Origin of the sequence: Micromonospora sp. WMMD956 (assembly GCF_029626125.1) — a bacterium.
Classification (GTDB): Bacteria; Actinomycetota; Actinomycetes; order Mycobacteriales; family Micromonosporaceae; genus Micromonospora; species Micromonospora carbonacea.
This window is the reverse complement of sequence record NZ_JARUBI010000005.1, coordinates 2,772,080-2,787,661: the sequence shown is the minus strand read 5'-3', so window position 1 is coordinate 2,787,661 and position 15,582 is coordinate 2,772,080. Positions and strand designations below refer to the sequence as shown.

Here is a 15,582-nt window from a genome sequence, read left to right as displayed (position 1 = left end):
AGGGTCGACGCATGGCCACGCCTCAGACCCCCTACGACGCGGTGCTGCACGCCGCACGCGACGTGACCAGGCTCGACACCGCCCTCGATGCCGAGATGCTCGGCGCGGCGCTGCTCGGCAGCGTCTACTCGGTCGCGGAGACCGACCGGGAAACGGCCGTCCGGGAGTTCGTCACGGGCTTCCTCGCCGCCACCTCCCGCCGCCGCACGGCCGCGGCGAGGACCATCCGCTCCGTCTTCGCCGCCCTGGTGCCCGACGCCGAGGGCGCGGCGAAGGTCAACCCCGGCACCCAGGCCCCGGCCTGGGCCGCGCACCTCGGGCGGGTGCGCCTCACCGGCACCTGGAGCTACGGCGACGTGTACGGCGACCAGACCTCCTACCTCGCCACGTTCGCCTACGACGACGCGGCCGGCGGCCCCGAGCACGCGCTGGTGGCCCTGGTCGACCACAACATCGGCATCACCAAGGACGTCTTCGTGGGCGGCCCTGCGGGACGCATCGTCGAGCAGGTCCGGGAGATGGTCGACGGCGACGAGCTGACGTGGTTCCGGGAGGAGGACCCGGCCCGGATGCACGGCGAGGTCGGCCGGCACCTGGCCGTCACCGACGACCTGGGCGAGCTGCCCGCCGAGGGGTCCCTCGCCACCGACCGGGCGCTTGCCGGTGCCCGGCTGGCGTTGCTGCCCCCGCCGGCCCCCGGGTCCACCCGGGACGCCGAGCCCCTCTCCGGCGACCAGCGCACGGAGCTGGTCCGGGCGTTCCTCGCCTCGCCCGAGGCCGCCCGCTACGACCTCGACCCGTCCGACGACGCGGGGCTGGCCTCGCTGCACTTCTGCCTCAGCCTGCTGCTCGACCACGCGGCGAGCTTCCCCGACGCCGACGCGCTGCGCTGGAGCCCCACGGTCGCCGAGCTGTTCCTGCTCGACTGGGTGCACCGGCGGGCCGTGCTCGACATGGACGACGCCGCGATGCTGCCCCGGGTGCTGCGCGGCTGGGCGGCGTACGCGGCCCGGCGCAAGGGGCTGCCGCAGGCGGCGGCGGAGCGCACCGACACGGCGGTCGAGGAGATGATCCCCGAGTTCGCCCGGCTCTACTCCACCGGTGAGCGCCGCAGCCCCGCCACGGCGGCGGTCGCTCAGCTGATGGCCGACGGGGTGGACCCGGACGACCCGGCCGCCCTCGACGCCTGGATCGAGGCGAACCGGCACCGGCTCGCCGACGACGGGGCCTGACCCGACGCGCCCCGGGCCCGACGCAGCCCGGCCCCGGTCGCAGCGCCCTGGCCGGGCCCGGCCCCGGTCGGGGGCCCGGCCGGGGCCGCGCGGGGGTGGTCAGGCCAGCGCGCCGTAGACGGCTCCGGCCACCAGCCCGCCGACGCTCCCGCCCACCAGCACCTGCGCCAGGGTGTGGGCCCGCAGCCGCACCCGCGACCAGCCGGCCAGCACCGGCACCGGTGCGGCGGCCACCAGCGGGGGGCCGAAGGTGAGCACCAGCACCACCACCGCGCCGGCGGCCACCGCCGTGTGGATCGACATCTTCCACCAGTGGCTGACGGTCACCGCCACCACGAGCCCCACGACGCCGGCCGCCACCAGCGCCAGCAGCGGCCGGGGCGCGCCGAACGCGGCCAGCAGGACCCAGCCGGCCGCCGCCGAGGCGAGCCCGAACAGCAGCGGCGTCCGGCGCTGTTCGCGTACGCCGACGTGGTGGTCGGTGAGCCGCCCACGGCGTACCCCGCCGACGATGTACGCGAACGGGATCCCGCTGGCGAAGACGGTGGCGAGCAGCCCCCAGGCCAGCCCGTGCGCTCCGCCGTCGCCGCCGAACCAGCCGACCAGCATGGTCAGCGTGGTCACCAGGACGGCGGGCGCGGTCAGCTCGGTGACCAGGCGGGCGACGCGCAGCCCCGGGCCGGGCGTGACGTGGCGGCGCTCCTGTCCCGCCGGGGGGCGATCCGGTCCGCTCAGCCCTGTCGCTCCCCGCCGTGCGGCCTCGGCCGCCGCCCGCCGCCGTGCAGCCGAGGCTGCCCGCCGGCCTGCGTTCTCGGCCGGGAGCCCGGGCCATGGTCACGCCCGATCCACGAAGCAGTGGCATCGGTCGCGCCACGAGGCCACTGCTTCCCGGATCGAGCGTGATCCTGACGAGTGCCGGGCCGGCCGGCGGTGAGGGGCCTCACCGGGCGGCGGGCGGGAGGGCGTCGCCGACGGCGGGCCCGGGAGAGCCGGTGGCGGTGGGCCGGGGCGGGACCGCCGGAGCCTGCGGAGCCGGGCTGGGGCGGCGGCCGGGCGCGGCGGCCGTCGGGCGACGCTGCGGGGGCGGGCCGGGCACCGCCCTGAGCGCGGCCGGGGCGGGTGCGCCACCCGTCGTCGGCCCGGGGTCCGGGGCGGGTTCCCCGGTCGCCGTCGGGTCGGGGCCGGCTGTCGGGTCGGGGCCGGCCGGCGGGTCCGCGCTCGCGGTCGGCTCGGTGCCCGAGGATGGTTCCGGCACCTGGGCCGAGGCGGAGAGGGTCGCCGTCGGCCCGGTCGGCGGGGTCGGCCCGGTCGGCGGGGTCGGTTCCCCGCTCGGGGCCGGCGCCGGGGAGGGGCGCGGCGTCGGGGTGGGGCTGGGGGTGACCGTCGGCGGCGGGGGCAGGGTCGGCACCCGCAGCGGCGGCGGGCGGTGGACCGCCTCGGGGTCCGACCGGTCGGGAGCGGCCGGCACGATCGGCGCGGGCGCGGGCGGCGGGAGACCCGGGCCCGGCAGCCCGGTCTGCGGCGTCGCCACCCGGCCCTTCGGGGTGGCGGGGGCGACCGCGGGTGGACCGGTCGCCGGCACGATCACCGGCCCGACCGAGCGCGTGGGGATGAACGGGGTGCTGCTGTCCGGGAGGGCGGTGCTGCCCACCGTGGCCGACCCGGTGCTAATGGCGGCGAGGATCGGCATCGAGGCGGTGCCGGCGAGCAGGGCGACGGTGAAGAGGTATCCGCGCCCGGGGCCGCCGGAGCCGGGGGCGCGGTGGACTCCCACGACCCGACGGTAGCCGCCCCCGGCCGCACGGTGCCGGCCGAGCAGCGGCACGGTGGGACCCTCGCCTGGCTGGGACACGCGCACTCCTCGTCCGTCGTCGGTCATCGATGCTGGCCGGTGAACCACCAAGGACCGAAACGGGCATAAACCCACTAAACGCCCACCGGCTCCATCAGCTTGACTCAGTGACGGCCAGTTCACCAGGAGCCACCGCGTGTCGACACACAAATTGTCCGGCCCGCCCCGGCGACTCACGGTCCTCGCCGGACAGAGGGCCCCACCAGCCACAAACCCGACAGCGCCCGGAATCCGGGGCGGGCGTACTGTGGGCGCGCTCACCTCCTCTGCCATGATTTGTGGCACGACGGCAACGCAGCCGCGACCTCCGCGCACCCTGCGGCAGGCGCGGTACGACGCCGGCGCTCCCGAACCGGGTTCGCACGGAATCCGGCTCACGCCGCGCGGCAACCCTCACCGGGGCTAGGCGCGGCCGCCAGGAACCAGCCCGGCACCAGCCGGGCGGGTGCACGCACTGCGCGGAGCGGGTCACCCCCGGTGCCGGCGCAGACCACGACAGGGAGAGACGGATGGCAAAGGGCGACCCCGGGGTCACCACCACCCGCGGCCGGCGAGCCGCACCCCGTGCCAAGCGAACGGCCGCGACGGCTGGCGGCGACCCGGAACTCGTGCAGCTGCTCACGCCCGCCGGAGAGCGCATCGAGAGCGCGTTCGGGCCGGACGGCACGGAGTACCGCGCCGACTTCACCGACGAGGAGTACCGCGGGCTCTACCGCGACCTCGTGCTGGTCCGCAAGCTCGACGCCGAGGCCACCGCCCTGCAACGGCAGGGCGAGCTGGGGCTGTGGGCCAGCCTGCTCGGCCAGGAGGCGGCGCAGGTCGGCTCCGGGCGGGCGCTGCGCCGGCAGGACATGGCCTTCCCGACCTACCGCGAGCACGGCGTGCTCTATTGCCGGGGCATCGACCCGATCATGCCGCTCGGCCTGTTCCGGGGCGTCGACCAGGGCGGCTGGGACCCGAACGAGTTCAAGTTCAACATGTACACGATCGTGATCGGGGCGCAGACCCTGCACGCGACCGGGTACGCGATGGGCGTCCACATGGACGGCAAGACCGGCGGCGACGACGGCGAGGCGGTGATCGCCTACTTCGGCGACGGCGCGACCAGCCAGGGCGACGTGAACGAGGCGTTCGTCTGGGCCAGCGTCTTCAACGCCCCGCTGGTGTTCTTCTGCCAGAACAACCAGTACGCCATCTCCGAGCCCCTGGAGCGGCAGACCCGCGTCCCGCTCTACCAGCGGGCGCGCGGCTTCGGCTTCCCCGGCGTACGGGTGGACGGCAACGACGTCCTCGCCTCGTACGCGGTGACCCGGCACGCGCTGGACAACGCGCGGCACGGCCAGGGCCCGAGCCTGATCGAGGCGTACACCTACCGGATGGGGGCGCACACCACCTCCGACGATCCGACCCGCTACCGGATCGCCAGCGAGGTCGAGGCCTGGCAGGCCAAGGACCCGATCGCCCGGATGAAGACGTTCCTGGAAAAGCAGAAGATCGCCGACGCGGCGTTCTTCGCCGAGGTCGATGAGCAGGCCCGCGCCGAGTCGGTGCACCTGCGCGAGCGGGTGCTCGCCATGCCCGACCCCGAGCCGGTCACGATGTTCGACCACGTCTACCCGCACGGGTCCCCGGAGCTCGACGAGCAGCGGGCGCAGTTCAGCCGCTACCTGGAGTCGTTCGAAGGGAGCGCCCACTGATGGCCACGGAGACGCTCACCCTCGGCAAGGCCCTCAACGCCGGCCTGCGCCGGGCCCTGGAGCACGACCAGAAGGTCGTCATCATGGGCGAGGACGTCGGCAAGCTCGGCGGCGTGTTCCGGATCACCGACGGCCTCCAGAAGGACTTCGGCGACCAGCGGGTGATCGACACCCCGCTCGCCGAGTCCGGCATCATCGGCACCGCGGTCGGCCTGGCCATCCGCGGCTTCCGCCCGGTCTGCGAGATCCAGTTCGACGGCTTCGTCTACCCCGCGTACGACCAGATCGTGTCGCAGGTGGCGAAGATGCACTACCGCTCGCAGGGCAAGGTGCGCATCCCGATGGTCATCCGGATCCCGTACGGGGGCGGCATCGGCGCGGTCGAGCACCACTCGGAGTCGCCGGAGGCGTACTTCGCGCACACTGCGGGCCTGAAGGTCGTGACCTGCGCCAACCCCCAGGACGCCTACTGGATGATCCAGCAGGCGGTCGCCTCGGACGACCCGATCGTCTTCCTGGAGCCGAAGCGGCGCTACTGGGAGAAGGGCCCGGTCGACCTGGAGGCCCCGCTGTCGGCGGCGTACCCGCTGCACTCGGCCCGGATCGCGCGGGCCGGCACGGACGCCACCGTCCTGGCGTACGGGCCGATGGTGCGGACCTGCCTGGACGCGGCGGCCGCCGCGGCCGAGGACGGTCGGGAGCTGGAGGTCGTCGACCTGCGCACGCTCTCCCCGCTGGACCTGACCGCCGTGTACGAGTCGGTGCGGCGCACCGGCCGGTGCGTGGTGGTGCACGAGGCCCCGGGCAACCTGGGCCTGGGCGCGGAGATCGCCGCCCGGGTCACCGAGGAGTGCTTCTACTCCCTGGAGGCCCCGGTGCTGCGGGTGACCGGCTTCGACACCCCCTACCCGGCGTCCCGGGTGGAGGAGGAGTACCTGCCGGACCTCGACCGGGTGCTCGACGCCGTCGACCGCGCCTTCGGGTGGTGAGCGGCGTGTCGCGGATCAAGGAGTTCAACCTGCCCGACCTGGGCGAGGGGCTGACCGAGGGCGAGATCCTCGCCTGGCTGGTCAAAGAGGGCGACACGATCGAGCTGAACCAGCCGATCGTGGAGGTGGAGACGGCGAAGGCGGCCGTCGAGATCCCCGCGAAGTGGGCCGGACAGGTGCGGTCGATCTTCCATCCGGAGGGGAGCACGGTCGAGGTCGGCACCCCGATCATCGCGATCGACACCGACCCGGGCGCGGGCCCGGTCGAGGCGTCGACGACGGGCGCGCCGTCCGCCGACCTGCCGGCCCCGTCGGCGGCCTCCCTCGCCGCCGTCGAGATCGCACCCGAGGAGGGCATGGTCGAGCCGGGGCTGATCGGCGGCGTGGCGCCGGGCGGGCGCACCGCCGTGCTGGTCGGCTACGGCCCGCGCAACGCGCCGGCCAAGCGCCGCCCGCGCAAGGGCGCGCCGCCGGAGCGGCCCGCCACCGCTCCGGCCGCCTCCGCCCCGGCGGCAGCCTCTGTCACTGCGGCGGCCCCTGTCGCTGGGGCGGCTCCTGTCGCTGGGGCGGCTCCTGTCGCTGCGGCGTCGGCACCCGTCGCACCGGCACCGGCGACGGCCGTGAACGGCAACGGGCGGCCCGGCGGGCTGGTGCTGGCCAAGCCGCCGGTGCGCAAGCTCGCCAAGGATCTCGGCGTCGACCTCGGCGCGCTGACCGGGTCGGGGCCGCTTGGCTCGATCACCCGGGAGGACGTACAGCGGGCGGCGAGCGGCACCGCGACGGCGGCCGGGCCGCCGACGGTCGCGGCGCCGGCCACGTCGGCCGCGTCGTTCGGCGCGGACCGCGAGCGGCGCATCCCCGTCAAGGGGGTACGCCGGCTCACCGCCGAGAACATGTCCCGCTCGGCCTTCACCGCGCCGCACGTGACGGAGTTCCTGACCGTCGACGTGACCCGGGCGATGAAGGCCCTGGACCGGCTTCGCGGCCGGCGGGAGTGGCGCGACGTGCGGGTCTCGCCGCTGCTGCTGGTCGCCAAGGCGGTGCTGCTGGCGGTGCGGCGGCACCCGATGGTCAACTCGACGTGGGCCGGCGACGAGATCGTCGTCAAGGAGTACGTCAACCTGGGCATCGCGGCGGCCACGGAGCGCGGCCTGATCGTGCCGAACGTCAAGGACGCCGGCCGGCTCACGCTGCGTGAGCTGGCGGACGCGCTGACCGACCTGGTGCAGACGGCGAAGGCCGGGCGGACGTCGCCGGCCGACATGTCCGGCGGCACCCTGACGATCACCAACGTCGGGGTGTTCGGGGTGGACACCGGCACGCCGATCCTGCCCCCGGGCGAGTCGGCGATCCTGGCCTTCGGCGCGGTCCGCGAGATGCCCTGGGTGCACAAGGGCAAGGTCCGCCCACGCCAGGTGACCACGCTGGGGCTCTCCTTCGACCACCGGATCATCGACGGCGAACTCGGCTCGAAGTTCCTCCGCGACATCGGGGACTTCCTGACCGACCCGGAGGCGGCGCTGCTCGCCTGGACCTGACGGGTCACGACACCGCAGCCACGGCCGGTGTGCCACGGGTGAACGCCCGGCACACCGGCCGTGGCCGTTGAAAGAAGAAAACGCCACCACAGCGCCCCGTTGACCTACGATCCTTAGGCAGGTGTCTCAGCTCACCTACTAATCGTTGGAAGTTCCGGGCTGGATGCGGTTCAATTGACTCATCAAGGGGTCGACAACCGAATAGCCAGGAGGAGAACCCAGATGAGCATGATCGAGCGAATCCGCAACCGCCGCGACGCCAACCGCCGGGCCCGCGCCATCGAGCACGCGCTGCGGTCCGCCAACTCGCCCGCGGTCCGCGAGGAGCTTCTCGCCATCGCCCAGCGTCACATGAGCTGACGCCCCACACTTTTCTCACCCTCCTCCAGTTCGACGACCCGCCCGGTTCACCCGGGCGGGTCGTCGGCGTTTCGGGCCTATTGACACCGGGATTCCGCCTCGCCGCACCGCCCGGTACGGTGGGGCTCGGTCGTCAACCGCCCGCCCGGACCCCGTCGCGCCGATAGAAGCTGCTCGACACCGTCCGGCGACGCGGAGTGACGGCCGGTGCTCCCCGGAGGCCGCGGGCGGCCACCGGATACGGTGCGGGGAGTCCCCACGGCCGGCACCGCCGGCCACACCGGCACCCACGCCGACGCACCGTCGGCATCGGCGGCCGACATGTGATGGAGGAGGCGCACCGATGACGTCCGAGGGCCCGCACCACCCCGGCCAGGAGCCGGACGAGGTGTCGCCGGGCACCGGCGCACCGGCGCCGTACGGCGTCGCCAACCCGGACCTGGGCTGGGCGCCCCCGCCCCCCACGGCCCGGCCGAACCCGCCCGCTCCCGCCTGGGCGACCCAGAACGACCAGCCGCCGACCGCCGCCTGGGGCACGCCCCCGCAGGGCGAGCAGCCACCGACCGCCGCATGGGGCGCGCCTCCCCACGGCGAGCAACCGCCGCCGGCCGCCTGGGGTGCCGGGCCGCAGGGCGACCAGCCGGCCACTCCCCACTGGGGCGCGGCACCGGGCGACCAACCACCGACCGCCGCTTGGGGCACGCCCCCGCAGGGCGAGCAGCCACCGACCGCCGCCTGGGGTGCCGCCCAGGTGCCGGCGCAGCAGCCGGAGCCGAACCGCCCGGCCGCCTGGGGTCCGCCGGCCGCGACGACGCAGCCCTCCTGGGAGCAGAACGAGCAGTCCGGGCCGGGCTGGCAGCAGCACGAGCGGGCACCGGACTGGCAGCAGAACGAGCCGGCCAGCCCCGGCCGAGCCGCCGTGAGCGCGCCGAACGGCGAGCCGGCCCAACCGGCCTGGGCCACGCAGCCCGAGCAGTCGGCCCCGGCCTGGGCCGGCGCGGCCGAGCAGCCGCCGGCCCCGTGGGGCCAGGCCGAGTCCGGCGCCCGGGGCGCCGCCCGCGTGCCCGGCCAGGCGACCCCGCCCCCGGACTGGGCCGCCGCGCAGGACGACCCCGCCCGCTCCGCCGGCTGGAACGGCGGCCAACAGGCCGACGGCCCCGCCGGCGGAGAAGGCTGGAACACCACGCCGCAGCAGGCCGACGACCCCGCCCGCTCCGGTGGCTGGCCACGGGCCGAGCAACCCGACGCCCCCGGCCAGGCGGGCCAGGCCACCCCGTCCGGGCAGCCCGGATTCGGCGGGCCGGCCGCGCAACCCACGTTCGACGGCGCGTCCGGGCAGCCCGGATTCGGCGGCCCGGTCGAGCAGCAGCCGCCGGCCCCGTGGGGCCAGGCCGAGCCCGGCGCCCGGGGCGCCGCCCGCGTGCCCGGCCAGGCGACCCCGCCCCCGGACTGGGCCGCCGCGCAGGACGACCCCGCCCGCTCCGGCGGGTGGGCGGCCACGGCGGTCCACGCCGACGATCAGCCGCAGCCGAACGCCTGGCCCGCCGCAGCCGACGAGTCGGGGCAGCCCGGCGCGTGGGGCGCGGCAGCGGTGCCGCAGCGGCAGGACGACCGGCCGGAGGTTCCCGACTGGGCGGCGGCCGAGCCGACCTCCGTCCCACCGGCGCGGGCCACCGCCACCGTCGGCACGGACGGGCCACCCGCCTGGGCGACGCCCGGCGAGAGCCCGCAGCGGCCCGGTGCCGACCGGGCCGACCGGCCGGTCATGCCGGATGTCGAGCCGTGGGCACCGGGCGAGGCGTGGGGGCGTACCGAGGCGGAGACCGCCGCGCCGCAGCAGGCCGGCAACGGCTGGGAGCCCGAGCGGTCCGAGGACCGCCCGCTCTACCAGCCCGCCCCCGGGCCGGGGATCTCACCGGCCAACGCCGTGCCGCTGCCGCCGCAGGAGCAGCGCGTGCCCGGTGCCAGCCTGGCCGCCCTGCCCCCGGCCGACTACGCCCCGCCGGCCCAGTTCCCACCGGCGATCGAACCTCCGGCGGCCGGCGATCCGTCGGGTCGGGAGGGCGCCCCGCCGCCGTACGCGCCCGACACGGGTGCCGGCTGGGGCCGCGCCGAGGAGCCGCACCCGCAGGGCACCCCGTTCGTGCCCGCCCCCCGGGTCTCGCCCGAGTCCGGGGCGGCCGCCCGGGCCGCCGTACCCCCGGCGGAGGCCGGGGAGGTCGGGGCCGGCGCGGTGGGCAGCGTCTCGGCGAGCGCCTCCGTGCCGATGGCCAGCCGGGTGGTCCCCCCCACCGACCAGGCGCTGCACCCCGGCGGCGCGGCCGCGCCGCAGCCCCGGGTGTACGGCCGGCCGGCCCGCCCGGAGCCGGCCGACGAGCCGGAGCCGGCCGACGAGAGCCCGTTCCGCCCCGAGCACAACCCGCCACCGTCGCGGTTCGACGAGCCGGGCCCGCAGGGTCGCTTCGACGATGCCCCGGGGCGGTTCGACGATGCCCCGGGGCGCTTCGAGGAGCCGGGTCGGTTCGACGAGCCGGGCCCGCAGCGGCGCTCCCCCGAACACGACCACCCGGGCGGGTTCGACGGGCACGACCAGCACCGCGGCTTCGACGGGCACGACCAGCACCGCGGCTTCGACGGGCACGACCAGCACCGCGGGTTCGACGACGTCGGTCCGCCGCAGCGCTTCGACGACCGGGGGCCACAGGCGGGGCAGCGCTTCGACGCCCCGGACCGGCAGGCCGGCCAGCCCCACGGCTTCGGCGACGGCCCGGCGGCCGGGGTGGCCGGCGCGGCGGCCCCGCCGACCTTCCCGCCCGGGGTGCCGTCCTTCGTGGACCCGCCGGCCAGCAACCGGCCCGTCAACGGCGTCCGCCCCCACGAGGGCGACCGACCGGGCGACCAGTTCGGCGGCCCGATGGGTGGGGCCACCGCCGGGCAGGGCACGATGCCCGGCCACGGTCCCGCCCCGTACGGCGAGCCGACCCAGGTCGGTTTCCCGGCGCAGGGGGCGCAGTCCGGCCCCGCCTGGGGCCAGGAGCCCGAGGAGCAGGGCCGGTTCGACGCGTTCAAGCCGGAGGCGGACGCGCCGAAGGCCGAGGCTCCGCCGCCGAAGGTCCGCAACGGCCGGGTGCTGGCCGCCGTGCTGGTGGCCGCCGTGCTGATCCTCGCGGTGCCGCTGGGGCTGCTCATGCTGCTCGGCAAGGTGGGCGGCGACAACACGAAGGCGTTCGACCCGGCCGTCGGCTCCTGCGTCAAGCAGTCGGGCGGCAACGCCACGGCGGCCACCTGCGGCGAGGCCGGATCGTTCACGATCGTGTCCAAGGTCGAGGCCAAGGAGAAGTGCGCCGACCCGGCCCAGCCGCACGTCGTCCTCCGTGGCGACGTGCCGAAGAAGGTGCTCTGCCTCAAGCCGGCCGCCAAGTAGCGACCCCCGGGGGCGGGGCCACGGACCATCGTGGCCCCGCCCCCGTCGTACGCCCAGGGTGTGACCGGGCCGCGCGGGGTGCCGGCCGGTCGGGGCCTCGCGGTCGGGCAGACTGGGAGCATGAGCGCACGAGTACGGGCTCCCGAGCTGCGCGGACGGGGCTGGCTGAACACCGGCGGGCGGGACCTGAAGCTGGCCGACCTGCGCGGCAAGATCGTGATTGCCGACTTCTGGACCTTCTGCTGCATCAACTGCCTGCACGTGCTCGACGAGTTGCGCCCCCTGGAGGAGAAGTACGCCGACGTGCTGGTCGTCGTCGGCATCCACTCGCCGAAGTTCGAGCACGAGAAGGACCCGGCCGCCGTCGCCGCCGCCGTCGAGCGGTACGGCGTGCACCACCCCGTCCTCGACGACCCCGAGCTGGACATGTGGCAGCAGTACGCGGCCCGCGCCTGGCCGACCCTCGCCGTGATCGACCCCGAGGGGTACGTGGTGGCCACGATGGCCGGCGAGGGTCACGCCGAGGGGCTGGCGCGGCTGGTCGACGAGCTGGTCGCCACCCACGAGGCGAAGGGCACCCTGCACCGGGGCGACGGCCCGTACGTGCCACCCGCCGAGCCGGAGACGGCCCTGCGCTTCCCCGGCAAGGCCCTCGCGCTCGACGGCGGGCACCTGCTGGTGTCGGACTCGGCCCGGCACTCCCTCGTCGAGCTGGCCCCCGACGGCGAGACGCTGGTGCGCCGGATCGGCGCGGGTGTCCGGGGGCGCGCGGACGGGCCGCCCGGCGTCGCCACCTTCTCCGAGCCACAGGGGCTCTGCCGGCTGCCGGAGCACGTGGCCGAGGTGGCCGGGTACGACGTGGTCGTCGCCGACACCGTCAACCACCTGCTGCGCGGGGTGCGGCTGGACACCGGCGAGGTGGTGACCGTCGCCGGCACCGGCCGGCAGTGGCGCTCCACGGTGGACGACCACGCGCACGACTCGCTCTCGGTCGACCTCTCCTCCCCCTGGGACCTGGCCTGGTACGACGACCGGGTGATCGTCGCGATGGCGGGCATCCACCAGCTCTGGTGGTTCGACCCCATCCGCCGCACGGCGGGCATGTACGCCGGCACGACGGTCGAGGCGCTGCGGGACGGGCCGCTGGCCGAGGCGTGGCTGGCGCAGCCGTCCGGCCTCTCGGTCTCGGCCGACGGCAGCCGGCTCTGGGTCGCCGACAGCGAGACCAGCGCCATCCGGTACGTCGAGAACGGCGTCCTGGGCACCGCCGTCGGGCAGGGCCTGTTCGACTTCGGTCACGTCGACGGCCCGGCCGACCGGGCGCTGCTCCAGCATCCGCTGGGGGTGTGCGCGCTGCCGGACGACTCGGTGCTGGTCGCCGACACGTACAACGGGGCGGTCCGCCGCTTCGACCCGGCCACGGGTCAGGTGTCGACGGTCGCCGACGGGCTCGCCGAGCCGAGCGACGTGGTGCTGACCGCCGACGGCGGGGTGCTGGTGGTCGAGTCGGCGGCGCACCGGCTGACCCGGCTGGCCCCGGGCGCGTTGTCGGCCGTGGGGGCGAGCACGGTCGACGGCCCGCGGCACCGCACGGAGCGGAAGCCGATGGAGGTGGCGGCGGGCGAGGTGACGCTTGAGGTGGTCTTCACCCCGGCGCCGGGGCAGAAGCTGGACGAGACGTACGGGCCGTCGACGCGGCTGGTGGTCTCGGCGTCGCCGCCGGAACTGCTGGCGGCGGGGGCGGGCACCGGCACGGAGCTGTCCCGCCGGTTGGTGGTCGACGGGTCGGTGGCCGGCGGGGTGCTCCAGGTGACCGCGCAGGCGGCGACGTGCGACGCCGACGTGGAGCACGCGGCCTGCCACCTGACCCGGCAGGACTGGGGGGTGCCGGTGCGGGTCGTCGAGGGCGGCCCGGCGCGGCTCCCGCTGGTCCTGCGCGGCCTGGACGCCTGACCGCCTGCGCCCCGCCGGCCGCCCTTGCGCGGCCCGCCCGCGCGCCGGCGCTGGGTGCGTTAGGAAGGGGCCCTTCCTATACAGAAGGCGTTAACAAGGTGCCCCTCCTTTCACGCGAACGGAGTGAGCGTGACCCCCGCGCCGAGGAGCGCGGCCCGCACCAGCTCGGCGGACGCCACCGCGCCCGGCGTGTCGCCGTGCAGGCAGATGGACTCGACGGGGCAGGGCACGACGGTGCCGTCGACGGCCACCACCGTCTGCTCGGTGGCCATCCGGACGGCCCGGGCGGCCACCTGCTCGGGGTCGGTGACCAGCGCGCCGGGGGCGGTGCGGGGCACCAGCGTGCCGTTGGGCAGGTAGCCCCGGTCGGCGAAGCCCTCGGCGATCACCCGCAGGCCGGCGCCGGTGGCGAGTTGGGCGAGCACCGAGCCGGGGGCGCAGAGCACCGGCAGGTCGCGGTCGTAGTCGTCGATGGCGGCGATCAGGGCGGCGGCCTGCGACTCGTCGGCAGACACGGCGTGGTAGAGCGCCCCGTGCGGCTTGAGGTAGCGGACCCGGATGCGGTAGGCCCGGCAGAACGCGTCGAGCGCGCCGAGCTGGTAGGTGGTCTCGTCGCGCAGGTCCCCGAACGCGTACGCGATGTGTCGGCGGCCGAAGCCGGCGAGGTCGCGGTAGCCGACCTGCGCCCCGACGGCGACCCCGCGCTCGGCGGCGGCGGCGCAGACCCGGCGCATGGTGGACGGGTCGCCGCCATGGAAGCCGCAGGCGACGTTGGCCGAGGTGATCAGGTCGAGCAGCGCCTCGTCGTCGCCGAGCCGCCAGATGCCGAATCCCTCGCCGAGGTCAGCGTTGAGGTCCATGGAACGTCACCGTAGTCCCCGGGCGGGCCTGCGCGAGCGGCGTCACGTCGTCCACCACCCCGACGACGGGGTAGCCGCCGGTGGTGGGATGGTCGGCGAGGAAGATCAGCGGCTGGCCGTCGGCGGGCACCTGCACCGCGCCGAGCACGAGGCCCTCGCTGGGCAGTTCCCCGGCGATCGCGCGGGGCAGCGGCGCGCCGGTCAGTCGCGCGCCGACGCGGTTGCTGACCGGGCTCACCGCGTACGGCGTGCCGAGCAGCCGGTCGAGCGCGGCCGGGGTGAACCAGTCGTCGCGGGGCCCGAGGCGCAGCCGGAGCCGCAGCAGCGGCGGGGCGGGCCGCCCGACGGTCGCGTCGACGGGGGCGGGTTCGCCGGCCGGGTCGCCGAGGGGCAGCACGTCGCCGTCGCGCAGTGGGGGCGGGCCGAGGCCGGAGAGGGTGTCGGTGGACCGGCTGCCGAGCACCGGCGGCACGGTGATCCCGCCCGCGACGGCGAGCCAGGTGCGCAGTCCGGTGCGGGCCGGGCCGATCCGCACGGTCGCCCCGGCGGGCACGGCCAGGGGACGGCCGACGTCTCCGGGCCGGTCGCCGGGGCGCACACCGGGGCGGGGGCCGGCCCGCCGCGCGTCGCCGGTGTTCGGGTCGCCGGTGTTCGGGGCGCCGGTGTTCGGGGCGCCGGTCCGCCCGCCGCCCGTCCGCCCGTCGCCCAGCCGTCCGTCGCCCAGCCGTCCGCGGCCGATCCACACGTCGGCGTCCGCGCCGGTGAGCGCGACCGTGCCGGCCCGGGTGAGGCGAAGCGTGCAGCCGGTGAGGGTGATCTCCAGGCCGGCGGCGTCCTCCGGGTTGCCGACGAGGCGGTTGGCCAGCCGCAGGGCGGCCGGGTCGAGCGCCCCCGACCGGGGGACGCCGAGGTGCGCCCAGCCGGGCCGGCCCTGGTCCTGCACGGTGGTGAGCGCCCCGGCCCGGAGCACCTCCAGCCGGCGCGCCGGGCCGGGACCGGGCGGGCGGGTCACGCGGTCGCCGCCAGGCGTACCCGGGTGCCGGGGGCGAGCCGGGCCGGCGGGTCGACGGTCACGTCGAACAGGGTGAGCCCGGTGCGCCCGACGAGCAGCCAGCCGCCGGGCGACGCGCCGGGGTAGATCCCGGCGTACGGGCCGGCGAGCGCGACCGAGCCGGCGGGGACCCGGGGGCGGGGGGTGGCGAGCCGGGGCACCGCCCACTCCGGCGGCAGCCCGGTCAGGTACGCGAACCCGGGCGCGAACCCGCAGAAGGCCACCCGGAACGGGGTGCCGGTGAGGCGGGCGATCACCTCGGGCACGGCCACGCCCCAGTGGCCGGCGACGACGGGCAGATCCGCTCCGTCGTACGTGACGGGGACCTCGACCTCGGCGGGCGGGGTGCCGCCGGTCGGCGTCGTGCCGGCGGCGGGGGTGTCGCCGGCGGGTCCCACCGGGTCGGCGGGGTAGGGCGTCCAGTGGGCCACGAGCGTGGCGGCCCGGTCGGGGTCGGGCACCCCGTCGAGCAGCACCGTACGGGCCGCCGGGACGATCTCGACCGCGGTCAGCTCGCCGGCGGCGCGGCGGCGCGTCAGCTCGGCGCGCCACGCCTCCACCTGGTCGGTGTCGTCGCAGTCGAGCAGCAGGGCGTGCGCGCCGACGGGCCGGATCCGCATCCCGCC

At 76.5% G+C, this 15,582-nt stretch carries 11 protein-coding genes and 1 pseudogene; 7 read left to right on the top strand and 5 right to left on the bottom strand.

Features of this window, described 5'->3' with window-relative positions; genetic code table 11:
* Positions 1-11 precede the first annotated feature (11 nt).
* Entirely contained in the window at positions 12-1,232 is a 1,221-nt protein-coding gene (locus tag O7628_RS12840; protein WP_074475642.1) for a hypothetical protein, read from the top strand.
* A gap of 99 nt (positions 1,233-1,331) precedes the next feature.
* Here O7628_RS12840 and O7628_RS12835 read toward each other — a convergent pair whose 3' ends face one another.
* Positions 1,332-1,856 carry a phosphatase PAP2 family protein gene (locus tag O7628_RS12835; protein WP_278130566.1) on the bottom strand — a complete coding sequence of 175 codons (525 nt, stop codon included), beginning with the start codon at positions 1,854-1,856 and terminating at the stop codon, positions 1,332-1,334.
* A 316-nt stretch (positions 1,857-2,172) separates the two neighbouring features.
* Positions 2,173-3,084 (bottom strand): hypothetical protein, encoded by a 912-nt coding sequence (locus O7628_RS12830; RefSeq protein ID WP_278130565.1) that lies wholly within the window; start codon positions 3,082-3,084, stop codon positions 2,173-2,175.
* 509 nt (positions 3,085-3,593) lie between these two features.
* Between O7628_RS12830 and pdhA the strand changes: the two genes are divergently transcribed.
* The 6 genes from pdhA to O7628_RS12800 all read left to right on the top strand — a co-directional run bounded on the left by pdhA (position 3,594) and on the right by O7628_RS12800 (position 13,045).
* Positions 3,594-4,781 (top strand): pyruvate dehydrogenase (acetyl-transferring) E1 component subunit alpha, encoded by a 1,188-nt coding sequence (gene pdhA, locus O7628_RS12825; RefSeq protein WP_074475645.1) that lies wholly within the window; start codon positions 3,594-3,596, stop codon positions 4,779-4,781.
* Positions 4,781-5,770 (top strand): alpha-ketoacid dehydrogenase subunit beta, encoded by a 990-nt coding sequence (locus tag O7628_RS12820; RefSeq protein ID WP_278130561.1) that lies wholly within the window; start codon positions 4,781-4,783, stop codon positions 5,768-5,770. The genes pdhA and O7628_RS12820 overlap by 1 nt, the downstream gene beginning before the upstream one ends.
* Positions 5,767-7,308 (top strand): dihydrolipoamide acetyltransferase family protein, encoded by a 1,542-nt coding sequence (locus O7628_RS12815; protein ID WP_278130559.1) that lies wholly within the window; start codon positions 5,767-5,769, stop codon positions 7,306-7,308. The genes O7628_RS12820 and O7628_RS12815 overlap by 4 nt, the downstream gene beginning before the upstream one ends.
* Positions 7,309-7,530: 222 nt before the next feature.
* Positions 7,531-7,668, top strand: a complete 138-nt coding sequence (locus O7628_RS12810; RefSeq protein ID WP_165823299.1) for a hypothetical protein — start codon at positions 7,531-7,533, stop codon at positions 7,666-7,668.
* A 343-nt stretch (positions 7,669-8,011) separates the two neighbouring features.
* Positions 8,012-11,092 (top strand): hypothetical protein, encoded by a 3,081-nt coding sequence (locus O7628_RS12805; RefSeq protein WP_278130556.1) that lies wholly within the window; start codon positions 8,012-8,014, stop codon positions 11,090-11,092.
* 120 nt (positions 11,093-11,212) lie between these two features.
* A complete protein-coding gene (locus O7628_RS12800) occupies positions 11,213-13,045 on the top strand; it encodes an NHL domain-containing thioredoxin family protein (protein ID WP_278130554.1) in 1,833 nt (610 codons plus the stop codon).
* A gap of 110 nt (positions 13,046-13,155) precedes the next feature.
* Here O7628_RS12800 and O7628_RS12795 read toward each other — a convergent pair whose 3' ends face one another.
* The 3 genes and pseudogenes from O7628_RS12795 to O7628_RS12785 all read right to left on the bottom strand — a co-directional run bounded on the left by O7628_RS12795 (position 13,156) and on the right by O7628_RS12785 (position 15,576).
* Positions 13,156-13,905, bottom strand: a complete 750-nt coding sequence (locus tag O7628_RS12795; RefSeq protein ID WP_278130553.1) for a 5-oxoprolinase subunit PxpA — start codon at positions 13,903-13,905, stop codon at positions 13,156-13,158.
* Positions 13,889-14,881 (bottom strand): annotated as a pseudogene (locus O7628_RS12790) (biotin-dependent carboxyltransferase family protein); the annotation flags it as partial. The pseudogene O7628_RS12790 and the gene O7628_RS12795, both read right to left, overlap by 17 nt.
* A gap of 32 nt (positions 14,882-14,913) precedes the next feature.
* Positions 14,914-15,576, bottom strand: coding sequence for an allophanate hydrolase subunit 1 (locus O7628_RS12785; RefSeq protein WP_278130550.1), 663 nt, complete (start codon positions 15,574-15,576; stop codon positions 14,914-14,916).
* Positions 15,577-15,582 lie beyond the last annotated feature (6 nt).